Source organism: Bacteroides sp. AM23-12, assembly GCF_003434395.1.
GTDB classification, from domain to species: Bacteria; Bacteroidota; Bacteroidia; order Bacteroidales; family Bacteroidaceae; genus Bacteroides; species Bacteroides thetaiotaomicron.
The window spans coordinates 79,115-104,641 of record NZ_QTLF01000018.1 but is presented as its reverse complement, the minus strand read 5'-3'; the positions used below and the strand labels follow the sequence as shown (position 1 = coordinate 104,641).

Annotated in this window: 18 protein-coding genes, 1 tRNA gene and 4 pseudogenes; 22 read left to right on the top strand and 1 reads right to left on the bottom strand. The window is 39.2% G+C overall.

Features of this window, described 5'->3' with window-relative positions; translation table 11 throughout:
- Positions 1-5: 5 nt before the first annotated feature.
- The 11 genes and pseudogenes from DW640_RS24335 to DW640_RS24000 form a co-directional block, all read left to right on the top strand.
- A complete protein-coding gene (locus DW640_RS24335) occupies positions 6-581 on the top strand; it encodes a DapH/DapD/GlmU-related protein (protein WP_008761448.1) in 576 nt (191 codons plus the stop codon).
- 210 nt (positions 582-791) lie between these two features.
- Complete coding sequence (locus DW640_RS15205) at positions 792-1,985, top strand: ATP-grasp domain-containing protein (RefSeq protein WP_048692434.1); 1,194 nt, start codon at positions 792-794, stop codon at positions 1,983-1,985.
- A 2-nt stretch (positions 1,986-1,987) separates the two neighbouring features.
- On the top strand, positions 1,988-2,575 hold the full coding sequence (locus DW640_RS15200; protein ID WP_048692425.1) for a sugar transferase: 588 nt from the start codon (positions 1,988-1,990) through the stop codon (positions 2,573-2,575).
- A gap of 88 nt (positions 2,576-2,663) precedes the next feature.
- Positions 2,664-3,056, top strand: a complete 393-nt coding sequence (locus DW640_RS15195; RefSeq protein ID WP_158562599.1) for an N-acetyltransferase — start codon at positions 2,664-2,666, stop codon at positions 3,054-3,056.
- Positions 3,057-3,063: 7 nt separating this feature from the next.
- Positions 3,064-4,296, top strand: coding sequence for a glycosyltransferase family 4 protein (locus tag DW640_RS15190; protein WP_048692430.1), 1,233 nt, complete (start codon positions 3,064-3,066; stop codon positions 4,294-4,296).
- Positions 4,297-4,364: 68 nt separating this feature from the next.
- On the top strand, positions 4,365-5,582 hold the full coding sequence (locus DW640_RS15185; RefSeq protein ID WP_008761453.1) for a DegT/DnrJ/EryC1/StrS aminotransferase family protein: 1,218 nt from the start codon (positions 4,365-4,367) through the stop codon (positions 5,580-5,582).
- Between the two features lie 61 nt (positions 5,583-5,643).
- Complete coding sequence (gene gmd / locus DW640_RS15180; RefSeq protein WP_117578612.1) at positions 5,644-6,741, top strand: GDP-mannose 4,6-dehydratase; 1,098 nt, start codon at positions 5,644-5,646, stop codon at positions 6,739-6,741.
- 2 nt (positions 6,742-6,743) lie between these two features.
- Positions 6,744-7,820 (top strand): annotated as a pseudogene (locus DW640_RS15175) (GDP-L-fucose synthase family protein).
- A 19-nt stretch (positions 7,821-7,839) separates the two neighbouring features.
- Positions 7,840-8,639, top strand: a pseudogene (locus DW640_RS15170) (polysaccharide biosynthesis/export family protein).
- Positions 8,640-8,651: 12 nt separating this feature from the next.
- Positions 8,652-11,090, top strand: coding sequence for a tyrosine-protein kinase (locus DW640_RS15165; RefSeq protein WP_055228724.1), 2,439 nt, complete (start codon positions 8,652-8,654; stop codon positions 11,088-11,090).
- Positions 11,091-11,106: 16 nt separating this feature from the next.
- Positions 11,107-11,289 (top strand): annotated as a pseudogene (locus DW640_RS24000) (AAA family ATPase); the annotation flags it as partial.
- 167 nt (positions 11,290-11,456) lie between these two features.
- Here the strand turns inward: DW640_RS24000 and DW640_RS15155 are convergent.
- Positions 11,457-13,142 carry a response regulator gene (locus DW640_RS15155; RefSeq protein WP_161800176.1) on the bottom strand — a complete coding sequence of 562 codons (1,686 nt, stop codon included), beginning with the start codon at positions 13,140-13,142 and terminating at the stop codon, positions 11,457-11,459.
- A 686-nt stretch (positions 13,143-13,828) separates the two neighbouring features.
- On the opposite strand from DW640_RS15155, the gene DW640_RS23585 reads away from it, so the two are divergent.
- The 11 genes and pseudogenes from DW640_RS23585 to DW640_RS15105 all read left to right on the top strand — a co-directional run bounded on the left by DW640_RS23585 (position 13,829) and on the right by DW640_RS15105 (position 25,365).
- Positions 13,829-13,966 carry a hypothetical protein gene (locus DW640_RS23585; RefSeq protein WP_155520512.1) on the top strand — a complete coding sequence of 46 codons (138 nt, stop codon included), beginning with the start codon at positions 13,829-13,831 and terminating at the stop codon, positions 13,964-13,966.
- 123 nt (positions 13,967-14,089) lie between these two features.
- Positions 14,090-14,445: pseudogene (locus DW640_RS15150) on the top strand (hypothetical protein).
- A gap of 127 nt (positions 14,446-14,572) precedes the next feature.
- Complete coding sequence (locus tag DW640_RS15145) at positions 14,573-16,129, top strand: ATP-binding protein (RefSeq protein ID WP_117578620.1); 1,557 nt, start codon at positions 14,573-14,575, stop codon at positions 16,127-16,129.
- A gap of 272 nt (positions 16,130-16,401) precedes the next feature.
- The gene (locus DW640_RS15140) at positions 16,402-16,926 is read left to right on the top strand and encodes an HU family DNA-binding protein (protein ID WP_016267497.1); all 525 of its coding nucleotides are present in this window, start codon (positions 16,402-16,404) and stop codon (positions 16,924-16,926) included.
- Positions 16,927-17,052: 126 nt separating this feature from the next.
- Complete coding sequence (locus DW640_RS15135) at positions 17,053-17,403, top strand: hypothetical protein (protein WP_008761463.1); 351 nt, start codon at positions 17,053-17,055, stop codon at positions 17,401-17,403.
- Positions 17,404-17,426: 23 nt separating this feature from the next.
- Positions 17,427-18,362: an N-acetylmuramoyl-L-alanine amidase gene (locus DW640_RS15130; protein WP_016267498.1), complete on the top strand. Its 936-nt coding sequence runs from the start codon at positions 17,427-17,429 to the stop codon at positions 18,360-18,362.
- A gap of 71 nt (positions 18,363-18,433) precedes the next feature.
- The gene (locus DW640_RS15125; protein WP_016267499.1) at positions 18,434-20,482 is read left to right on the top strand and encodes a DUF3352 domain-containing protein; all 2,049 of its coding nucleotides are present in this window, start codon (positions 18,434-18,436) and stop codon (positions 20,480-20,482) included.
- Between the two features lie 353 nt (positions 20,483-20,835).
- Positions 20,836-20,909, top strand: a tRNA-Arg gene (locus DW640_RS15120).
- Positions 20,910-21,201: 292 nt separating this feature from the next.
- Positions 21,202-22,887 carry a tetratricopeptide repeat protein gene (locus tag DW640_RS15115; RefSeq protein WP_117578610.1) on the top strand — a complete coding sequence of 562 codons (1,686 nt, stop codon included), beginning with the start codon at positions 21,202-21,204 and terminating at the stop codon, positions 22,885-22,887.
- A gap of 49 nt (positions 22,888-22,936) precedes the next feature.
- On the top strand, positions 22,937-24,271 hold the full coding sequence (locus DW640_RS15110) for a hypothetical protein (protein ID WP_048696444.1): 1,335 nt from the start codon (positions 22,937-22,939) through the stop codon (positions 24,269-24,271).
- 11 nt (positions 24,272-24,282) lie between these two features.
- Positions 24,283-25,365 carry a trypsin-like peptidase domain-containing protein gene (locus DW640_RS15105; RefSeq protein WP_117578608.1) on the top strand — a complete coding sequence of 361 codons (1,083 nt, stop codon included), beginning with the start codon at positions 24,283-24,285 and terminating at the stop codon, positions 25,363-25,365.
- Positions 25,366-25,527 lie beyond the last annotated feature (162 nt).

The window sequence follows — 25,527 nt, the reverse complement described above, 5'->3', positions numbered from 1 at the left end:
TCGTAATGGAAATGCTTTTAAGGACAATATTCTTATTTTTAAACTACTTGAAATATCGTTTAAAATATAAGGATAATATTTGGTTTCGTGGATTTGCTGTGATTTATGCAGAGAAGGGTTCATCAATAACATTTAGTAAGGTAGGTCGCTCTAACATATTCTCACACCCATTTAGCAATATGATTGGTCTTTCGCAAAGATGTATCATTGTTGCAAGAATGGGTGGTAAGATAAATATAGGATCTCATGTCTGTATGAGTGGATGCACACTCTACTCCATAGATTCAATAACTGTAGGTGACCATACTGATATTGGTAGTGGATGTAAGATTATCGATAATGATTTCCATCCTCTATCATATAGTCAGCGTTCTCCAGTTGAACGTTTAGATTTAGTCAAACATCGTCCTATTACCATCGGTGAGGGGTGCTTCATTGGGGCAAACTCAATCATTCTGAAAGGTACTACTCTCGGTAAGAATGTGGTGGTAGGAGCTGGCAGTGTGGTGTGTGGATCATTTCCTAATAACGTAATAATTGCTGGTAATCCTGCAAGAATAATAAAGGAGAATGAGCAATAAGTAATGATTTTTACTTAGTGAAATGATAGCATTGCTTTGGCTTCATTTAATAAAATCTAAGATTTAATGGGCGTTAATTATCTCAAGTGTGCATACATCCAAGAATAAAGGAGATTTAAATAACTAGCGTAGAAATTGGACGTTTACCGAAGTATGCTACAACATTCTTGAGGATATTATTGCTATATGGTGAGCACTTATTTTATCATTATGAAAAAACTTTTAATGCTTGGAGGTGGTTTCCTTCAAAATTTTGTTATTAAAAAAGCACGTGAAATGGGCTATTATGTTTTTTGCTTAGATGCGGACCCAAATGCATTGGGCTTTTTGTCAGCAAATGAACATGCAGTTATCAATATTGTGGATGAAGAAGCATGTCTTGCATATGCTCGTGGAAAAAATGTAGATGGCGTGCTTACAGCGGCGACTGATTATGGTGTACTTACTATGAGCTATATTGCTCAAGAACTAGAACTGCCAGGAATTAATTATGAAGCAGCTAAAAGAATAAGGAATAAAGCAGCTGTTAGAAAATGCCTTTTTGATGCAAAAGCTGATGATACAGGATATTCTTATGAGATACATAATGTAGAGGAAGCTGAAAAGTATAAGAATGGTATTAAATATCCTGTTATGGTCAAACCGTGTGATGGTTCTGGTAGTAGAGGGGCGTCAAGAGTTGATAGGGGTGAGGATTTGATTGAGGCTTGTGAACTTGCTATAAATAGTTCTATAACCCATAGAGCAGTGGCTGAACCATTTATTGTAGGTCGTGAATATGGTGTAGAGTCATTTGTAGATAATGGGAAAATTTATGTATTGGCAGTAATGCAGAAAGATATGACATTACCTCCATATTATGCAGAGCTGGGACACGCTATACCTTCTGGTCTTTCCTTATCCTTAGAGAATAAGGTAAAAGGATGCGTAAAGAATGCTCTTATAGCTCTTGGAGTTAATCATGGCTCTGTAAATATGGATTTGTTGATAAACAGTAAAGGTCAAGTACATATTGTGGATATTGGTGCTCGCATGGGAGGAAATCTGATTGGTTCTCATATAATACCGACAGGTACAGGTATTGATTACATGGGCAATATGATTAAAGCTGCTGTTGGTGATGAAACTAACTGGACTCCAGCCACATCTCCGCAGCCAGTCGCTACGAAACTTCTTGCTCTAAAACCAGGGATAGTTAAAGTTCTCCCTGATTTTGTTAAAATCGAGACTGAATTTAATGTAATAGTGGAACATCATCTTCATGTTGGAGACTCTATCACACCATATAGAACTAATCTTGATGGTTGTGGTTATGTTGTAGCGAAAGCATCCACAATAGAACATTCTATAGAACTTGCAGCAAAAGTAAGACAAATGATCGATATAACTATATTAAGAAAATAATTATGTATAAGCACTTTTTAAAAAGATTATTAGATATTGTATTTTCATTATTGGTCTTTCCGCTTTTTGGCTTAATATTAATTCCTGTTGCAATCGCAATTAAGTTAGATGATGGTGGTCCGGTATTTTATAAATCAGCAAGAGTTGGCAAGGGGTTTCAAAAATTTAATATGCTCAAATTCCGTTCAATGAAAGTAAATGCTCCTGATTTACGTAATGTTGATGGTGGCACATATAACTCTGCTAATGATTCGCGAGTTACTAAAATAGGAAAGTTTTTAAGAGAAACTAGTCTTGATGAGATTCCTCAAATATTGAATATCATAAAAGGTGATATGAGTATTATTGGACCTCGTGCGGGCGATTGGGAGAGTGTTGACACTTATGAAGATGATGAGAAAGACAAGGCAAAAGTTGTACCTGGGTTGACTGGTTATTGTCAAGCATATTTTAGGAATAATGCATCTGTAAGAGAAAAACGATTAAAAGATGCTTGGTATGCGAATAATGTAAGTTTCGTATTGGATGTGAAGATTTTTTTTAAAACCATTGAAACTGTATTGAAACACGAGAACCTTTATACTAACTGATAAAATGGATAGATTTATCATAGTAGACAGTCACAATTCTGAATATATAGGTATAATATTTCACATTTTACGTAAATGTGGCTACAACATGGCTTTAACAAAAAGATTATTTCATTGGATTCCTTCTTATTCAAAACGGAATATCAGAAGAGACTGCCAAACTAAGACTGTAGTCTTAGTTTGGAATGAGGAATTAAATGATTATACAAGTACATTTCAAATGTACAAAAATAGTGATAGTAGTCTTTATATAAGAAAGATTGCCACCTTACCTCAATATGAAGGAAAAGGAATTGGGAAAAGGAATCTTTTGTATATAGAACAATTTGCAATAAAAAATGGATGTTCCAGAATATGTTTGGATGTTTATATTAAAAGTAAGGGAGCAATATCTTTCTATTCACATTTGGGCTTTAAAGAGGTAGGAACCAAACGTTCAATTAGGTTTAAGGAACTTATAATGAAAAAACAATTAGATTAATGTCATTATGAAAATCTTGGTGTTACCTGCATATTATTATCCGGAGCAAGCTGCAAGTCCTTATTTAGGAGACAATATTCGTGAAGCTATGTGTAATGCTGGCTTCATATTAGATCTGTATGCTCCAATGCCAACGCGAGGAGTATCTGAAGAAATACGTGTTGAGTATAAAGAGCGTAAAATAGAGTACAAATACGATAATAAATTAGTGATTCATCGTTTTCCTATGTATAGTGAAGGAAAAAATCCCATTAATCGTGCTTTGCGATATGGGATTTGCTGGTGTGTACAATTTGGGAAAGGATTGTGTGCCAAGGATATTGATTTAATTTATCTAGCAAGTACACCTCCTATTCAAGGTGCATTGGGCTGTTTGCTGAAAAAAATCAAAAGAGTTCCTTTTGTGTATAATCTTCAGGATATCTTTCCTGATTCTCTTGCAGGTACCGGCTTGGTACGTAAGGATGGATTGATATGGAGGATAGGGCGTGTGGTAGAGAACTTTACTTATAAGCATGCGGACAAGATAATTGTTATTTCGGAAGGTTTCAAGAGAAATATCATGGCTAAAGGTGTACCTGAAGAGAAAATTGTAGTTGTCTACAATTGGGTGGATCAGAATGCAGTGAAGAATGTTGCCCGAAAGGATAATAAGTTGTTTGATAAGTATCATTTGGATAGAAATAAGTTTTATATCACTTATAGTGGAAATATAGGTCTGACCCAGAATATGGATTTGCTGCTCGATGTGGCTAGAAGTTTGGAAGACAATGAGGAAATCCAGTTTGTATTGATTGGAGAGGGGGCTTATAAGGAGCAAGTCAAGGAAGTTATTACTCGTAATAATATCAAGAATGTTACTCTTTTACCTTTTCAACCATATGAAGATATTAGCCATGTGTTTAGCCTTGGAGATGTGGGTATTATTATCTCTAAACCGGGTGTGGGTGAAAACTCAGTGCCAAGCAAGACTTGGAGCATAATGTCAGCATCGAGACCGGTACTGGCGAACTTTGATGAGAATGAGATTAAGACTATTCTTAGTGAGAACGAATGTGGTGTGTTTACGAAAGCCGGTGACAAGCAGGCATTTACAGATGCAATTCTTGAGCTTTGCCGGAATAGGGAGATGTGCCGGAAATATGGTGAGAATGGTCGAAAGTTTGTAATGGAAAATCTGACAAGGGAGATTGGCACGCAAAAATATATAGACGTTATAAAGAGTGTGGCGAAAGGTTAGTTTGGCTAAGCAGAAATGCTGATAAATAAAAGTGAATAGTTTTATAAAAGTATAATTCAACTATGAATATGAAGTTAAGGAATATTCCGTTTTCTCCCCCTGATATGAGCGATGCGGAAATCGAGATGGTAGCGGAAGCACTGCGTTCCGGTTGGATCACTACAGGTCCGAAGACAAAGGAATTTGAACAGCTGATTGCTATGTGTTGTGGTACGGAGAAGGCGGTATGTTTGAACTCGGCTACGGCTTGTATGGAATCAATCTTGAGAGCCTTGGGTGTAGGACCGGGTGATGAGGTGATTACCAGTGCATATACATATACCGCAACGGCAAGTATTACTTGCCACGTTGGTGCAAAGGTGGTGATGGTGGATACGAAGCCTGGGTCGTTTGAAATGGATTACGACAAGATGGCTGATGCTATCACTGAGCGTACAAAAGTGGTTATTCCCGTTGATCTGGCCGGTATCGTGTGTGACTATGATAAGATATTTGAGGTGGTGGAGAGTAAGAAATATCTCTTTAAGCCAGCTAATGATATTCAGAATGCATATGGCAGAGTGATTGTGATGGCTGATGCCGCTCATGCATTTGGAGCAAGACGTAATGGAAAGATGTGTGGCGCGATTGCTGACTTTACATCATTCTCATTCCATGCGGTGAAAAACCTGACTACGGCTGAAGGTGGTGCGTTGACTTGGGTGAACCGTGAGGGGTTGGACAACAATACACTGTATAAGCAGTTTCAACTGTTAAGTCTGCATGGACAGAACAAAGATGCACTGGCTAAGACGCAGCTGGGTGCATGGGAATATGATATCATTGCTCCTTTTTATAAATGTAACATGACGGATGTGATGTCAGGTATCGGACTGGCGCAACTAAAGCGTTATCCGGAGATGTTACGTCGCAGACGTGAGATAATAGGTCTGTATAATGAGGGAGTGAAGGGTACTTGTATTATTCCGTTGAATCATTATCCTGATAATGATGAGGGAACGTCTTCGAGTGGTCACCTGTATATCTGCCGATTGGAGGGTAAAACTATTGAGGAACGTAATGCGATTATCATCAAAATGGCAGAGCGGGGCATTGCTTGCAATGTACACTATAAGCCGTTGCCGATGATGACAGCGTATAAAGCACTGGGATTTGATATTAAAGATTATCCTAATGCATATGAGATGTATCATAATGAGATAACGTTACCGCTACATACTAGACTTACAGATAATGATGTGGCGTATGTAATTGAAAATTTTGTAGATATTGTAAAGAGTCACTAATAAGAGTCTGTTCGAAAGTAAGATGTTGTATATATTGTAAATAAGATAAAAGTTTTGATTAATGAGTAAAATAAAAAAGGTAGCCTTAATATCAGGAATCACCGGTCAGGATGGTTCATTTTTAGCCGAGTTTCTAATAGAAAAAGGATATGAAGTCCATGGTATCCTTCGTCGTTCTTCTTCTTTCAACACCGCACGCATCGAACACCTTTACTTGGATGAGTGGGTACGTGACATGAAAAAGGATCGTCTGGTCAATCTTCATTATGGGGATATGACAGATTCCAGTTCTTTGATCCGTATTATCCAGCAGGTACAACCGGATGAAATTTATAACCTGGCTGCACAAAGTCATGTGAAAGTATCTTTTGACGTACCTGAATATACAGCCGAAGCGGATGCCATCGGTACACTTCGTATGCTGGAGGCTGTCCGTATTCTTGGAATGGAAAAGAAGACAAGGATATATCAGGCTTCGACTTCCGAACTATTCGGTTTGGTACAGGAAGTTCCACAGAAGGAAACTACTCCATTCTATCCCCGTTCCCCGTATGGAGTGGCCAAACAATACGGTTTCTGGATTACCAAGAACTATCGTGAGAGCTACGGTATGTATGCTGTAAACGGAATCCTGTTTAATCATGAAAGTGAGCGGAGAGGAGAGACTTTTGTGACCCGTAAGATTACGTTAGCCGCTGCCCGTATTGCACAAGGGCTTCAGGACAAACTTTATTTGGGAAACCTGAACTCACTTCGTGACTGGGGATACGCCAAGGACTATGTTGAGTGTATGTGGCTGATTCTTCAGCATGATACTCCTGAAGATTTTGTAATTGCCACAGGCGAATACCATACTGTACGTGAATTTACGATACTGGCTTTCAAAGAAGTCGGTATTGAACTTCGTTGGGACGGTGAAGGCGTGGATGAGAAAGGCATTGATGTATCGACCGGAAAAGTCTTGGTTGAAGTCGATTCTAAATATTTCCGTCCTGCCGAAGTCGAGCAGTTACTGGGTGATCCTACCAAGGCCCGTACGTTACTTGGCTGGAATCCTACCAAGACTTCTTTCCCTGAATTGGTGAAAATTATGGTATCGCATGATATGAAGTTTGTGAAGAAGCTTCACATGAAAGAACTGATGAATAGAGAAGAATAAGAATGGATAAAGATACGAAAATCTATGTAGCGGGACACCATGGTTTGGTGGGATCTGCTATCTGGAGTAATTTGCAGAGTCGTGGTTACACGAATCTTGTAGGACGTTCCCATAAAGAGCTGGACCTTCTTGATGGTGCAGCCGTAAAACAATTCTTTGATGAAGAACAGCCTGATGCAGTTGTCCTTGCTGCTGCGCATGTTGGTGGGATCCTTGCAAACTTGCAGTATCGTGCCGATTTTATCTATCAGAATCTCCAGATTCAGCAGAATGTAATCGGTGAGAGTTTTCGTCATAACGTAAAGAAACTACTTTTTCTGGGTAGTACCTGTATCTATCCCCGTGATGCCGCACAACCGATGAAGGAGGACGCTTTGCTGACTTCTCCTTTGGAATATACGAACGAACCTTATGCCATTGCCAAGATTGCGGGTTTAAAGATGTGTGAAAGCTTCAATCTTCAGTATGGCACGAATTATATTGCCGTGATGCCTACCAACCTTTATGGTCCGAATGATAATTTCCATTTGGAAAACAGTCATGTTCTACCTGCCATGATTCGCAAGATTCATTTGGCTAAATGTCTGAATGAAGGAAATTGGAAGTCAGTTCGTAAAGATATTGACTTGCGTCCTGTGTAAGGTGTGACTGGTAGTAATTCTGATGCTGAAATATTGGATAAATTGGCAAAATTTGGTATTACTCCTGAATCGGTAACTCTTTGGGGTACCGGTACACCTATGCGTGAGTTTTTGTGGAGCGAAGAGATGGCTGATGCGAGTGTTCATGTATTATTGAACGTTGATTTCAAGAATACCTATACGGAAGGTAGTAGAGACATTCGTAACTGTCATATCAATGTTGGTACAGGTAAGGAAGTCAGTATCCGTGAAGTTGCCGGAATGATCATGAAAGAAGTTCAATTTAAGGGTGATTTGCGTTGGGATAGTTCTAAGCCTGATGGTACGATGCGCAAGTTGACAGATGTGTCGAAGTTACACAGTTTAGGCTGGCATCATAAGGTTGAGATTGATGAAGGAATTGAGCGTCTTTATGAATGGTATTTGAAAGGTGTCTAAATTTTATAATTTATATATTATGGAAAAATTGAATGGAAAGAATATCTTAATATTGTTGTTGACTTTGCTTTTTACAGCTTGCCAGTCTTATAAAAAAGTACCTTACTTACAGGATGCAGAAGTGGTACTGTATAGTACTCAGGATGCACAATTGTATGATGCAAAGATCATGCCCAAAGATTTGTTGACTATTGTAGTGTCATGTACCAGTCCCGAGTTAGCTGCTCCTTTTAACCTGACGGTAGCTACACAAGGTAATATGGCTTTGAACTATACCACCACTCAGCCCGCTCTACAGCAATACTTAGTGGATAATGAGGGAAATATTAACTTTCCGGTATTGGGTGAACTTCATGTAGGCGGATTGACGAAGAAGGCGACCGAACAAATGATTGTGGAAAAGTTGAAGCCTTATATTACGGAAACTCCTATTGTAACGGTACGAATGGTAAATTATAAGATTTCCGTGATTGGTGAAGTTGCCCGTCCCGGTACATTCACGATCTCCAATGAAAAGGTGAACATCCTGGAAGCTCTGGCTATGGCAGGTGATATGACCGTATATGGTCTGCGTGATGATGTTAAGCTGATACGGGAGAATGCCAATGGTAAGCAGGAAATTATTCCTTTAGATCTGAATAAGGCGGAGACTATTCTTTCTCCTTATTATTATTTACAACAGAATGATATTATTTACGTAACTCCGAATAAGGCGAAAGCTCGAAATTCGGATATCGGAACTAGTACAAGCTTATGGTTCTCTCTGCTACTTCGATCCTTGTTTCTATTGCCAGTTTGTTGTTTAATATCTTGAAATAAAAAGAAAGAGTTATGAAGGAAGAAAATCAAAACGTGAAGGAACGTGAAATGGCTGAGGATCAGATCGATTTCCAAGCGTTGCTTTTTAAATATATTATTCATTGGCCCTGGTTTGTAGGGGCAGTGTTACTATGCCTTGTTGGTGCGTGGTTTTATCTGCATTGGGCTACACCTGTTTATAATATTTCAGCCACTGTTCTTATGAAAGATGAGAAGAAGGGTGGAGGTGCAGGACTTTCTTCGGAATTGGAGGATATGGGATTAAGTGGTCTGATGACTTCTTCTAAGAATATTGATAATGAGTTGGAAGTTTTGCGTTCGAAAACGCTCGTTAAAGAGGTGGTTAATCAATTGGGACTGTATATAACTTATGCAGATGAGGATGAATTTCCCGCTAAAGGTTTATATAAGACATCTCCTGTCCAAGTGAGTTTGACTCCTCAAGAAGCTGAGAAACTAAGTTCTCCGATGGTAGTAGAGATGACTTTGCAACCTGAAGGTAGTATGGATGTGAACGTGACTGTAGGTGAGAAAGGGTATCAGAAGCATTTTGAAAAGTTACCTGCCATTTTTCCAACTGATGAAGGTACATTGGCTTTCTTTCAGGAAGTTGATTCGGTAACTTTACAGGATGGAACGAAGGTTCCTCGGATAGAGCAGAGTGTACGCCATATAACTGCGACAATAAACAAACCGATGAGAGTGGCAAAAGGCTATTGTAACAGTTTGTCTATTGCTCCTACTTCTAAGACTACTTCTGTTGCCGTGATTTCCTTGAAGAACTCTAGTTTGCAGCGTGGACAGGATTTCATCAATCAGTTGCTTGAAATGTATAATCGCAATACGAACAATGATAAAAACGAGATTGCTCAGAAAACGGCTGAGTTTATCGATGAACGTATTGGTATTATTTCAAAAGAATTGGGTAGTACGGAAGCGGATTTAGAGTCTTTTAAGCGTGACGCAGGTATCACGGATTTGACAAGTGAAGCTCAAATCGCCTTGGCCGGTAATGCTGAGTATGAAAAGAAGAGTGTGGAGAACCGTACTCAAATCAGCCTGGTAAATGACTTGCGTAAGTATTTGAGAAGCAATGAATATGAAGTATTGCCGAGCAATGTAGGTTTACAAGATGCTGCTTTGATCGGTGCGATTGAACGCTATAATGAAATGCTTGTGGAACGTAAACGTCTGTTACGTACATCAACTGAGAATAATCCTGCTATTGTGAATCTGGATACAAGCATACGTGCTATGAAAGCCAATGTGCAAGCTACTCTTGAAGGAACTTTGCAGGGGTTGATGATCACTAAATCAAACCTTGACCGTGAAGCGAGCCGCTATTCTCGTCGTATCAGTAACGCTCCGGGACAGGAACGTGCTTATGTAAGTATTGCCCGTCAGCAAGAAATCAAAGCAGGATTGTATCTGATGTTGTTACAGAAACGTGAAGAGAATGCTATTGCGCTTGCTGCCACTGCGAATAATGCGAAGATCATTGATGAAGCGATAGCTGACGATATTCCGGTATCCCCCAAACACTCTATGATCTATTTGATTGCATTGATGCTTGGTGTTGGAATTCCGGTTGGCATCATTTATTTGATTGAACTGACGAAATTCAAGATCGAAGGTCGTGCCGATGTGGAGAAACTAACGAGTGTTCCTGTTGTCGGTGATATTCCATTAACTGATGAGAAGAATGATAAGAATGGCTCTATCGCTGTCTTCGAGAACAAGAATAATCTAATGAGTGAAACCTTCCGTAATATTCGGACCAATCTTCAGTTTATGCTCGATAATGATCAGAAGGTGATCCTTGTGACCTCAACTGTCAGTGGCGAAGGAAAATCATTCGTTTCGTCGAATTTGGCTATCAGTCTTTCTCTTTTGGGAAAGAAGGTGGTGATTGTAGGTCTTGATATTCGTAAGCCGGGACTGAATAAAGTATTTAATCTTTCGAGCAAGGAGAAAGGGATAACTCAATATCTTGCCAATCCGGAAATGGATTTGATGAGTTTGATACAACAGTCCGATGTGAATAAGAATCTGTATATCCTTCCGGGTGGTACCGTTCCTCCCAATCCTACCGAACTATTGGCACGTGATGGATTGGACAAGGCTATTGAGATTCTGAAGAAGAATTTTGATTATGTCATTCTTGATACTGCTCCTATTGGTATGGTGACTGATACCTTATTAATTGGTCGTGTGGCGGATTTATCAGCATACGTATGTCGTACTGATTATACACATAAAGCGGAATACACATTGATCAATGAATTGTATCACGAAAAGAAATTGCCTAATCTTTGTACTATCATTAATGGTGTAGACCTGAAGAGGAGAAAATATGGCTACTACTATGGCTATGGCAAGTATGGTAAGCATTACGGTTATGGTAAACGTTATGGATACGGCTATGGGTATGGTCAAGAAAAGAAGAAGTAGATATTTGGCAATCTATACTATCAAGGACTATGATAAGGAGTTTCAACTTTATCGTCTGGCTTTCCCAAATGATGAGGTTCGTTATGGTTTCTTTAACTTTCTAGTTCCTTATTACACACCGGTGAATGAAGATGAACAGAATTTCTATATAGGCAAATTCGTTCAGGAATTGCGTGTCGGAGAGGTTGATGCTTTCCTTAAAGGAATATAGACCGATAGTTAAGGAATGTTATGCCTGACTAGCTATGTGTCGTTATCGTAAATATAAACCTGAGTCCGATAGAAAGAAGTTTGGTTGATTGCGTCAACAGTTCTTCTATCGGTCTCAGGTTGTTTTATTTAAACCCGTTTTTCAATGTAAATATCTCAAACGTTTTTAATGGTATGAGCAGGTGTTTTTCCGAAATGCTTCTTATAATTATCGCGGAAGTGATCCATATCCTTCATTCCGATATTCTCTGGTATTTCGTTTACGCGATATTTCCCACTCTCTAACATTTCATGTGCTTTTTCCATGCGGATTTTGAGAATGAATTTGTTAAGTGCTTCACCTGTTAATTGCGTCCACTTGTTGTAAAGACTGGTCCTGCTAATTCCAAGCTCTTTGGCAATGGAGCCTATGGTTAGTTTTTCATTATTCAGATTCTCCAGAATGATTTTAGTAACTTTACTTATCAAAGGGTGTTCACCATCCTGCAATATTTCTGACGCTTTTATCTCCAAAAACTCTTCTCCAAACAATCGTTGTAGAAATGATTTTCGAAGAAAACGATTGTTCTTGATAAGGATTGACATTTCAATCTTTAAATCTGCTATACTAAAGGGCTGTTGCAAGAATGTATCAGCTAAAGAAGTCTTTCTTCTATTGTATTGGTCAATATCTATATGCGAACTATAAAGAATGATAGGTATGATTGATGTTTCGCAGGATGTTTTCAATCTTGACGAGAGTTCGACACCATCCATGTTCTGAAGTTCTGTATCACAAATCACTAAATCAGGATATTCATTTTTTATGCAGGTCATAGCTTCGCCGCCATCTCTGAAACTTTTAATAGTAAATTCTTCCGTTAAACAACTTGTCAGATAGGATCGGAAATCATCATTACTGTCGGCAAGTACGACTGTCGGTTTGTGGGAATTTCTTTTGCAGGGAGCCTTTACGAGCAAACGGTCTATCTTTTCAATTTCAGTATGATTGGTGAAACACAGCGGCGAATGATTTGATTGGTCTTCACAAGAGCATTTCACAGGAAATCTTAATGTGACTGTATGATTTATATTGCTTACTAAGATCTTGCCATTACACAAATCTGCTAGTTTCTTCAATAACATGCTTTTGGAAAAATGGCATTCAAATTCTGCTTTCTGTCTTATCATCCGGTGTTTATTCTGATTATAAAGCTTTGTTAGTTTACCATTTCCTGAATCGGGTACACTTATTTCCCAATGTTCCTGACTGATAGAAATTAGCAATGTTATGTTTGACTCCGGCTCAGAACAGTCGATCGCGTTCGTTATGAATTTATCGATAATAGGTGAGATTTTGTTTTTGTCCAACCATACACTGGCATAAGTGAATTCTGTCTTGATTATTATTTTTATGTGTTTGTTCGTTGCATAACCTTGTAGGGAGCAAATTCTGTTTCTTAAATAGTTTCCTAATTCATGTTCGGTAATGTTTAGGACTTCGGGATGATTATGCAAATATTTTAATCCGGACAATTTGTCCAGATTCTCATTTAAACATTCTATATTTCGAATAGCCAGTGACAAATCATTCTTTATGTTCTCGGGACAGTTATCATTACAGATCGTTCGTAAAGGAACATGAACTAATGTAATTGGATTTCGAATACTTTGGAAAGAATCTATAAAATACTGGTTCTCTTCTTTGAGGAAATTTCTTTCTTTTTGTATGGAAAGATAATGAAATAAATGCCAGTAGAGAAAGAAACCTGCTACTATCAGCAATAAAACTAAATATGATTGATTTTCAAATATTGTTGCTATTAAGAAAGATGCAGCAATAGATATTGTCTTTAAATACATCATGTTATTATATTTTAAATGACGTCACTCGATGGAGTTTGCTTTTTCTTTCTGATTCAAGAGACATGAAAGATTATGTGCCAACTATGATTCCATAATTGTGCACATCCATAAACTCAAATAATATGATCTCTAATTTGTTTGTTTTGGGGGAGGTCAATATTTGGTTATGAGTTATGCTTATTGAGAATTCAGATTCTAAATGTCTTGAACTATCAATAAAAAAGCAATGTCCCCCAAGTAACAATAATTATTTTCATTTATTTGTATTAGGCGTAGTAAACTAGCCTCAGGTGAATAATCAGGGAAGGAGGTGGTCTAATATTAAGTATGCTATCGGACCATGATGTCTCAATAGCTGTTTGTTTGTGCTCAATCATGAATTAATATCAAATAAAATACATTTGTCCCCTTCTGATAAAGTAGGAAATTGTATTTACGATGTAAATGTAACTTGTAATAACATAAAAACAATAGTTTTGTTTGTGTGATTTGACGAATTGTTGTAGAATTATTTATTTAATTGATTAATCGAAGCAGAAAGTTGTATAATAGATTTAGATTAATACTAAATGTATTGTATATGAAATGTTGGAAATTCTATATGTAAGATGGAATGACTGGTTTTTGTTTTAAAATATGAATATAAATATTTGATATTATATTGTACTTATATGTATTAAAAGGTGATAAATATGCACCTTCGTTCGGTAAATATCGAAGGATTGGGGTGTTTTTTCCTGTCTGCCCAAAGTAAAGGTGAAACCCCGAATCCAGGTGGTGGATCGGGTGACGATGATGAAGCATCGGACTCGACAGTATAATGGGAAAGTAAGGTAGCTCATTACAACAGAGTGATTATAAGGATGGGGCTTCGGCCTCATTCTTTCTTATAAGCTTTTCGAAAGCTAATTAAAGTTTCGACTTATTTACAAGTAAATAAGAGTATGCAAATAACAACAATCCTTGCTTTTATTACTGCTATGGGCGGTCTGGAAGCGGTGAATGGATAGTACGATATATCTTCTGTCGTAAGACGGATGTCAGAAAAGAGGAAGCTTCGGTCTGTAATCTGGAAGAAGAAAACCGACGTAAGAAGGTGGACTGGCTGGAAGATCGCTTGACTCAGCGGGATGAAAAAACAGATGGCCTCTATATCGAACTTCGTAAGGAACAGGAGGAGAAAATAAACTGGATACATAAGTGTCATGAAGTGGAGCTGATTAAAAAGGAATCTGAAGTGAAAAAGTGTGAGATTAGAGGATGCACCCAAAGGTTTGCTTCAGCAGGTGGTTGCCGGTAGCGGATATAGGTGGATGAAGAGATATATAATAAGCATTGATTAATGAACGATATTAAAAATCGAAAGTTATAGTAATGGAATATAGAAATAATGATTATCTTTGAATCACAAAAAATGAAGAATAATGATGGATGGCATAATGCGTAAACTTCCAATTGGGATACAGACTTTTGAGAAACTCCGCGAAGGGGGATATCTTTATGTAGATAAAACGGCTTTTGTATGGAAAATAGCTTCTACAGAGACTCCTTATTTCCTAAGTCGCCCCCGTCGTTTTGGAAAAAGTCTTCTTCTTTCCACTTTCGAAGCATACTTTGAAGGCAGGAAGGAATTGTTTGAAGGACTTGCTGTTGCCGAACTTGAGAAGGAATGGAAGAAGTATCCGGTGTTTCATTTGGATTTGAATGCAGAAAAATATGATTCATCCCAAGCTTTGGTTGAGATTCTTAGCCGGCATTTGACGCAATGGGAGTTGAAATATGGAAAAGGAGAGGATGAGGAAACTCTTTCCGGACGTTTTGCAGGAGTGATCCGTCGCGCCAGTGAACAGGCAGGCTGTGGAGTAGTGGTATTGGTAGATGAATACGATAAACCTCTGTTGCAGGCTTTGGGTAATGGTTCTCTATTGGATGATTACCGTAGGACTCTGAAGGCTTTTTATGGAGTATTGAAGAGTTCTGACCGTTATCTCCGTTTTGTATTTCTGACAGGTGTGACCAAGTTTGCACAAGTCAGTGTGTTCTGTGATTTGAATCAGTTGAATGATATTAGCCTGGATTTTGCTTATGCTACATTGTGTGGGATTACAAAGGAAGAACTTGGCTCAACTTTTGTTCCTGAACTGGAGCGACAGGCGGCAGTCAATGATATGACTTCAGAAGCGGTTATGGAAATGATGACACGACGATATGATGGTTATCATTTTCATCCGAAAGGTGCGGGTGTGTTTAATCCGTTCAGTGTGCTCAACTCATTTTCAAAACAGGAGTTTGGTAGTTACTGGTTTCAGACCGGAACACCTACTTTCCTTGTCGAGTTGCTCAAAGAGAGTGATTATGACCTGCGCACTTTAATTGATGGGATAGAAGCCAGTGCATCTTCATTTATGGAATATCGGGTGGATGCCAACAATCCGATTCCGTTGATTTATCAGAGTGGTTATCTGACTATCAAGGACTATGACAAAGAGTTTCAACTTTATCGTCTGGCTTTCCCCAATGATGAAGTGCGTTATGGCTTTCTCAATTTTCTGGTTCCTTATTATACACCGGTCAATGAAGATGAACAGAATTTCTATATAGGCAAATTCGTTCAGGAATTACGTGCCGGAGAGGTAGATGCCTTCCTTACCCGTCTTCAGGCTTTCTTCGCAGATTTTCCTTATGAGTTGAGCGATTCGACCGAACGTCATTATCAGGTCGTGTTTTATTTAGTGTTCAAGTTAATGGGGCAATTCACCGAAGTTGAGGTCCGTAGTGCTCGTGGACGTGCCGATGCAGTGGTGAAAACGCCTAAATATATTTATGTGTTCGAATTTAAACTGAATGGAACCGCTGAACAAGCTTTGCAGCAGATTGATGAGAAAGGTTATTTAATTCCCTATCAGGCAGACGACCGTGAAGTGGTGAAAGTGGGAGTGGAGTTCAGTGCGGAGAAAAGGAATATAGATCGATGGCTGTTGTAGTGCGGAGATATGCCAGGCATGTTTTCGCAAATTTTTTATATATATGGAGAAAAAACTTGTCCAAGGTTGATTATTTTAGCTTCCCGTTTCCTCTTCCTGTCCCTTTTTTCGTCTTAACTAGCTTTTCTTTCTTATAAATCTCTTCCCAGTACTCTTTAATCATGATTTAATCTTGTCCTTTCATTCCTAATGAAGATGGCGCATCTTTGCATCGTTAACGTTAGCGAAGTAATAATCATTAGTATTTATCTTAAAAAGAAAGGACCAAAATTATGGCAATTAGATTTAGAAGAGTGTCTCGTTTGTGTGACCCTACCAACAAAGAATTAGGAAAGAAAGTGTATCCGGTAATCTCTTATCAATACGATACGAGTGCAACTTTGAAAGAAATTGCAAAAGAGATTTCCTCCAATTCGGGAGTAAGTGAGGGTGAAACAATTAGTGTTTTAAAGGACTTTCGTACTTTATTGAGAAAAACATTACTGGCGGGGCGTTCAGTAAATATCGAAGGACTGGGTTACTTTTTCTTGTCTGCCCAAAGCAAAGGGACAGAGAAAGCGGAAGACTTTACCTCAGCTGATATTCAAGGATTACGCATCTGTTTTCGTGCCAACTCGGATATTCGTCTGTCTACCGGAACATCAACTCGTTCGGATGGCTTGAAATTCAAGGATCTGGATCATATTAATAAATCGGATGTTATCGGAGGAAATCCGGATGACGGGAATGATGGAGAAAACCCGAATCCGGGTGGTGGATCGGGTGACGATGATGAAGCACCGGATCCGACAGTATAATATGAAAAGTAAGGTAGCTCATTATAACAGGGTGATTATAAGGATGGGGCTTCGGCCTCATTCTTTCTTATAAGCTTTTCGAAAGCTAATTATAAAGTCTCAACTTAACTATAAGTAAATAAGAGTATGCAAATAACAACAATACTTGCTTTTATTACTGCTATGGGCGGTCTGGAAGCAGTGAAATGGATAGTACGATACATCTCCTGTCGTAAGACGGATGCCAGAAAAGAGGAAGCCTCGGTCTGTAATCTGGAAGAAGAAAACCGACGTAAGAAGGTGGACTGGCTGGAAGATCGCCTGACTCAGCGGGATGAAAAAATAGATGGCCTCTATATCGAACTGCGTAAGGAACAGGAGGAGAAAATAAATTGGATACATAAGTGTCATGAAGTGGAGCTGATTCAAAAGGAATCTGAAGTGAAAAAGTGTGAGATCAGAGGATGTACCCAAAGAATGCCACCTTCGGATTATTAAATAATGACTAATATATGAATATCATGAGAAAAATAGATTCTATTATTATACATTGTTCGGCTACAAAAGTCGGGCAGGATTTTACAGCAGCAGATATTGACCGTTGGCATCGTGAACGTGGATTTAATGGTATAGGGTATCACTATGTTGTCTGTCTGGACGGAAGATTGGAGAGAGGGCGGGATATTTCTTTGGCGGGGGCTCATTGCAAAGGCTGGAATGAGCATAGTATCGGGATATGCTATATTGGTGGGCTGGATGTAAACGGGCATCCTGCGGATACTCGGACGAAGGCTCAGAAAAGGGTGCTTTATCAATTGATCATGGATTTGCAGAAAGAGTATGGTATCCTTCAGGTTTTGGGACATCGGGACACTTCGCCGGATTTGAATGAAGATGGGGTAATTGAGGCTAATGAATACGTAAAGGTTTGTCCTTGTTTTGATGTGAAGGAGTTTCTGAGAAGTGGGAGGGAAGCCTTGTTTGTATGGTTGGTGGCTTTAATGATTCCTTTTTTGTGCTTGGGGTGCAGAGGTAAGAAGGAGATTGTCTGTAAGAGCCGGGAGATTAAAGTTGATTCGAGTTCTACGGTCGGACGCAGGAACAGTTTGCTTCAGCAGGCTTTCATTTCGAGAAGTGATTCGGAAGTAGTGGAAGAGCATTTGGAACAGATCGTTTTCATATATCCTGTGGATACGGCTTCGCAGGTTTCTGTGAAGATCATGAAGAATTCTCTTGACCGAAGGACAGGGAAGCTGCAGCAGGTGGTTGCCGGTAGTATGTCAGCGGAAGAAGATTCTCTGTCTTTGGAGTCCGGGGTAGAGTTCAGAACGAGTGAAGAGGTGAAGAAAACTGTTTCTGTGAAACGTGTCAATAGGTGGAAAAGAGGGATATTTATATTGGGGGGAATAGCTCTGATTTATGGTGGATGTAGATGGATGAGAAGATTTAAAGTATAAACCGACCTGTGAATTTCAACTTCCATCTTTTTTTAGTAATTTTGCCCAATCAACTCAATAACAAATAAATAATGGATGAATTAAACAATGGGGAACAAGGGCAATATGTTGAACCCGGGAAAAATGAGAAGAAAAATAATACACGAAAAATTGTAAAAAGGACTTTGCTTACGGCAGGACTAGCTTTGGCTGTATACATGGTATACTCCATCGTTTATCTGTTTATTTCGCCCGACCGTAATATTCAGCAGATCTATCTGGTGCCGGAGGATGCGGCATTTATTATTCAGTCATCTGCTCCGATTGAAGATTGGGAAAAGTTTAGTGGAAGCGAAACCTGGCAATGTCTGAGAAAAGCGAAATCATTTGAAGAAGTTGCGAAGAGTGTAGAAAAGCTTGACTCGGTTGTCAAAAGCAATAAAGTGCTGTTATCACTGGTCGGTCAGCGGGATCTGCTTATCTCACTTCATAAGACCCGCGCTACCGATTGGGATTTTCTGCTTATAGTAGATATGCAGAAAGCTTCTAAAATGGATTTATTGAAAGATCAGGTCGAAACAGTGCTGGCAATGTCCGGCTTTACCGTCACTAATCGAATGCATAATGGAATTAACATTCTTGAAATGCGTGATCCGGATACCCGTGATGTCTTTTATACTGCTTTTGTAGATAATCACCTGGTAGGTTCTTATACTTCCGGACTCGTTGAATCTGCCATCAACTCCCGTAATAAGCCTAAGATCGGACTTGACCAGTCTTTTATTGAAACGGAAAAATTAGTTTCCGGTAAAGGGCTTGTCAGGGTATTTATCAACTATGCCCGTATTCCTCAGTTTATGTCCATTTATCTGGGAGCGAGAAATGAATATGTCGATCTGTTCAGTAATTCTATGAATTTTGCGGGCCTTTACCTGAATATGGATAAAGACCGGATGGAGGTGAAAGGTTATACGTTGAAGAAAGATTCGGTGGATCCTTATATCACTGCCTTGCTGAATTCGGGGAAGCATAAAATGAAAGCTCACGAGATTTTGTCCGGGCGAACGGCTCTTTATACAAATATCGGCTTTGATAGTCCGGTAACTTTCGTGAAGGAACTGGAGAATGCTCTGTCTGTTCATGATAAACTGTTGTATGACTCTTATCAGAGTTCACGGAAAAAGATAGAAAGCCTGTTTGGTATTTCTCTGGAAGAGAACTTCCTGAGCTGGATGTCCGGAGAGTTTGCCATAACGCAATCCGAACCGGGGTTATTAGGACATGATCCTGAAGTGATTCTGGCTATTCGGGCAAAAAGCATCAAAGACGCCCGTAAAAATATGGAGTTTATTGAAAAGAAGATCAAACGCCGGTCTCCGGTTAAGATAAAGTCTGTTAATTATAAGGACTTTGAAATCAATTATGTTGAAATGAAAGGTTTCTTCCGTCTGTTCTTCGGAAAGCTGTTTGATAAATTTGAGAAGCCATATTATACTTATGTGGATGATTACGTCGTTTTCAGTAATAAAGCTGCTTCCTTGCTTTCTTTTGTAGAAGACTATGAGCAGAAGAATTTACTGAAGAATAATGCAGGATTTAAGGATGCTTATTCGTATATGAAATCAAGTTCCACAATCTTCTTGTATACAGATATGCACAAGTTCTACTCACAATTGAAACCTATGATGAATCCTGCTACATGGAATGAAATACAATCGAATAAAGATGTCTTGTATTCATTCCCTTACTGGACGATGCAGGTGATCGGAGATAACAATCTGGCTTCTCTGCAGTATGTGATGGATTACCGTCCATACGAGCCGGAAGAGGTAGTTGCCGTTGTCAGCGATGAGGAAGATCAGGATATGGACGAAGAGGCTGTGACCGAAAAGGAGCAGATGAGCGAGTTAAAGCGTTTCTATATTGAGAAGTTTGAAGGAAATGTTCTGCGTGAGTTCTATCCGGAAGGAGCACTGAAAAGCGAAGCGGAAGTGAAAGAAGGAAAACGTCACGGACGTTATCGTGAATATCACGAAAATGGAAAGCTCAAGCTTCGTGGGAAATATTCAAATAATCAGCCTAAAGGCACATGGAAGTATTACACCGAGGAAGGTGAATTTGAACGTAAGGAGAAGTTTTAAATGAACTTCTCCTGATAGGTATATATCTTATTTAATATTTTCTTCTGTGCTGGGACAAGAAGTTATCTATAAAGCGGACGATATAAACGACAGCAACTCCGGCTATGACCAATACGATAATACGACTCAACATAGTTTTTGATTTTATATTTAACGGTGTACAAAGATAAATAAGATATATGATATATGGGATATCGGGATAAGAAAAAATAATTCAACCCTAGAACAGGGGTCTGAATAGTACTTTTATAAATTACTGATTTCTAGCTATAAAGAAAAATATGAATAAAAAAGTGTCGAAAAGTTTTTGAGTTCTCGCAAAAAGCACTACCTTTGCATCCGCAAATAAGGATGGTTCCGTAGCTCAGCTGGATAGAGCAACGCCCTTCTAAGGCGTGGGTCAAGCGTTCGAATCGCTTCGGAATCACTGATGTAAACGTTGATTATTTAATAATAGTCAACGTTTTTCTTTTGTTTGGGGTACATCAATTTTATTGAATTCTGAGTGGTTTCATATTGCGATTATCCCCTATAAAACAGTAAATGTCCCCCTATGTCCCCCTTTACTGTATACTATATTGATTTGATAAACAGGCAAATATTTGATTTAATTAAGAATATATTTATACCCCCTATTTTATAAAGCAACTCCCATTATTATTCCTACATTTGCATTCAGAGATTCGTCTCTTTAGTTGGGAAACATAAACCTTTTGTTCATGAAGCATTTACGACAAACTTTACTTTTTATATTATTAGGATTCTTATTGAGTGCTTGTCGTCATACAGCCGACCGATTGTTATCTATCGAACAATTAATCAGGCTGAAACCGGACAGCGCCCTTTCTTTGCTTCGCCAAATTCAGTATCCGGAGAGGCTGTCGGATTCAAATGGCGCTTTATATGCGCTGCTAATGACGCAAGTGATTAATCAGTCATCTGATGAGGGGCATAAAAGTGATTCACTTATATCTGTTGCAATCGATTATTATAAAGGTACGAAGGACTCTGCTCATGCGGCACTGGCTTATTATAATGCCGGTCTGGTAGCAATGGATAATGAAGATTCGGAAGCTTCCCTGCATAATTTCCTAAAGACAATCGATTGGTTGGGAGAGAGTGATAACGATGAACTTCAGTTCATGGTCAGGTATAAAATGAGTCGTCTTTTCAACTTGCGACTGATTCCTGACGAGGAACTACGGTTGGGGAAGGCAGCGTTACCTTATGCCGAACGGATTGGTAATCTTTTGTATATTTGTGCACTGTTGCCATATATCACTCACGGATTTATGCAGACAAATCAACTGGATAGCGCCTATAAATATTCTGTGCAAGCGATACAGCTGGCTGAGAAAGAGAATCTGGTCCGGACATTATCACATATTTATTCACAGCATGCCCATCTTTGCATGGCAATGAAGGACTATAAACAGGCGTTGATGTATCGCGATAAAGATTTGGCTATTCTATTTGAACTTTTCGGAGAGGAAAATGAATATATCTATGATCATTATATAAATAAGGCAAACACACTGACTGAACTGCATCAGTATGATTCTGCTTTCTACTACATTAATAAAGCGGTGGAAGATACAACAGATATACAATATACAACTCGAAAGTCTTTGGCTAAGGCTGAAATTTATGCTGCTACCGGGCAGATGGATTCGGCATATTATTATATGAACCGACATGCTGACTTGCGGGATAGGCTCATAGAGGAGAGAGATAAGGAAGGTTTACTGACTTTGCACCGGAATTATCACAATGATGAATTGAAAAAAGCCAATACCCGTCTTTGGCAACAGGCGGTGGAAAGGAAGCTGCAACTGTACGTTGTGACTATTGTTTGTTGCCTGGCGATTTTGTTAGGGGTATGCATCTACTTCTTTTTATATAAAAGGAAACAACAGGAAGTATTGCGTCAGAAAGGACAGATTGCCCATCAGCAGGAGTTGTTGAAGTACCGTGAAATAGAAAAACTACAGGCAGAAAAAGACTTGTCGGAAGCTAAGGAAAGGGAAGCGCAGATTCGGGAGAAAGAGGCTTTACTAAAGGTTGAGTTTTTTAAGCGCCTGAATGAAACTTGTATTCCTGTGATTGAAAATCCGAAAACCCAGCAGAATATAATGCTCAAGGATGAGGACTGGAAAGTAATATTCAAGAATGCCAACAGTATCTTCCTGAATTTTACAGAACGTCTGAAGAATCAGTATCCTGCACTGAATGAGGAGGATTTGCGGTATTGCTGTATGGTGAAAATGCAGTTTTCGCAGACTGATATTGCTAAGATCATGCATCTGGAGAAAGATTCGGTGAAGAAAAGACTGAAACGAATTCGTACCGAAAAGATGGGGATAGCGCAGGAAACAACATTGGAGGCTGTGCTTCGGGACTTTTAAATGATTAAGAATGAGAATGAAATAATTTGTTAAACCAAACATTAGAATTATGAAACAAACACTGAGTTTTCATAGTCCGATCATTGCTTCTACACAGAGCAAGGTGGATGTAGAAGCTTTTGAGAAGAGTACAGATGCTTTTGAAAAGGGAGAGCACTTACAGTCTTTTTATCTGTTGCTGGATTATATTGATCCGGAGTTACGCAGCAAATTTGGTAATGCAGAAGGGACAGAGTTTGCCGTACCTCATGGTTCCATTATGGTCTATCTGAGGCTGGAGGGTGACCAGCTGAATATTACAGCTCCATTTCTGTTGTTGCCGGAAAAGGGGAGGATTCCTTTGCTGCGCCAGGTGGCAGCTTTGAATCTGACAGAACTGACGTTAGCATGTATCTCTTTGCAGAATGATAAGTTGTTCTTTGACTTTCATTGTCCGGTGGCTTTATGCAATCCTTACAAGATATACTATGTGCTTGAGGAAATCTGCCGGATAGGAGATAAGTATGATGACGAATTTGTGACTAAGTTCAAGGCCGAGCGCATTTATGAGCCCAAAATTACTCCATACGACAATGAAACGGTGGATAAGGTATACGAAGCCCTCCAGCAGAGCTGTAAGGAATGTATGGACGCTGTAAAATACTTCGAGACAGAACGAAAATATGGTTATGCCTGGAATATATTATCCAGTACGCTTCTTAAAATATGCTATTTTGTCTGTCCGCAAGGGCAACTGCTGAATGATCTTGATAAAGCGATTACAGATCATGGGCGGGAGGATATGCCGTTGCCGGAGATCGTATCCCGTACCAAATCTGTTGTCACACGCCTTCAGGAAATGACGAAGGAGCAACTGGCTGCCGATCTTTACTTTGTTGAAACTTTCATTTCGGACAGACGCCGTTCCGTACTGAAAAACATTCAGGATAACTTTGAAGATACATACGAGAAAGCCGGCTCGGCATTGGAATCAGGTGACTTCATCGTTTGCTGCCTGCTTATTATTAATAAATTCTATGAATTGTACTATTATAATAATGTGCAGAATGATGTGAATGCGGTAGTTGTGAAAGCAATGAAGGCTACCTCTGCCATGTCATGGGAAGAAGCTGCTCCGATATTATATGAAGCGATGGATAATATCATGGAAGGAGAACTGGATGTAGATGATGACGAAGAAGGTGGTGACGAAGACGGAGAAACAATGGGCTTCGATACGTCACAGCTTCAACAGATGCAACAGGAAATGATGCAGCAGGCGATGCAGAATATTGATATGGAGCAAATACAGAAGATGCAGCAACTTGCTATGGAGAATATGCAAAAGATGATGGCCGGTATGTATGGCAACAATAACAATACGGAAGAGGACACTAACAAATAAAGAACAAGACTATGGAACAGAATATATACAATGCCATTTATAAAGTGAATCATGCCGGTGGCTGCGGCAGTTGTTTTTATCTGAAACAATATGATCTGTTTGTTACCAATTATCATGTAGTAGAGGGATTCCGTCAGGTAGCGATCCAGGATAATGATAAGAATTCGTTTCTGGCCAGGGTCGTTATGGTAAATTCCGTATTGGATATTGCTTTGCTGTCGGTGGAAGGGGATTTTTCTGCTCTTCCGGATATCCGGTTATCGGAGTTGAAAGAAGTCGCGATCGGACAGAAGATAAACGTGGCCGGCTATCCGTTTGGTATGCCGTTCACAGTGACTGAAGGTACGGTTTCTTCTCCCAGACAGCTGATTAACAACAGTTATTATATTCAGACAGATGCTGCGGTCAATCCGGGAAATAGCGGAGGTCCCATGTTCAATGAACGTGGTGAATTGATCGCCATTACCGCCAGTAAGATCACCGATGCGGATAATATGGGATTTGGTATCCCTGTGGATACACTGAAAAAGGTACTGGAGAATATAGAAAGTCTGGACCGCTCTGTTTTTAATGTGCAGTGTAATAGTTGCGATGAATTCATTTCCGAAGAAGATGAATATTGCCCTTGTTGCGGTGACAAGTTGCCGGAAGAAATCTTTAAAGAGAGGGGACTGACCGATCTGGCTGTATTCTGCGAAGAAGCCGTTGAAGCGATGGGAATCAATCCGGTATTGGCACGTGTGGGATACGAAGGCTGGAAATTCTATAAGGGAAGTTCGGAGATACGTATGTTTGTGTACGACCGTTCTTATTTGTTTGCCACCTCTCCGCTGAATATTCTGCCAAAAAAGAATCTGGAACCTGTGCTGACCTATTTACTTCAGACAGAGATTGCTCCTTATCGTTTCGGACTGGATGGAAATCAGATTTATCTTTCTTATCGTGTGCATATATCTGATATATTCTCCGATTATTCGGAAAATGTCAAGACGAATCTGACCCATCTGGCTTTCAAGGCAGATGATCTGGATAATTATCTGGTGGATACTTTTGGCTGTGAGTTTTCCGAATATGCTAATAAAAACGCTATCTGACCAATAACTAAACTATTTGAATATCACTCCTTTCGCTGAATTATTGAGGCGGAAGGAGTGTCTTTTTTCCTCCCTGCCGGACACTCGCAAATCTATTTTTACGAAGAATAACGAACGTTATATAGGTTTCAAAAAGCTCAAAAAAGGTAAAATGATGTTGCG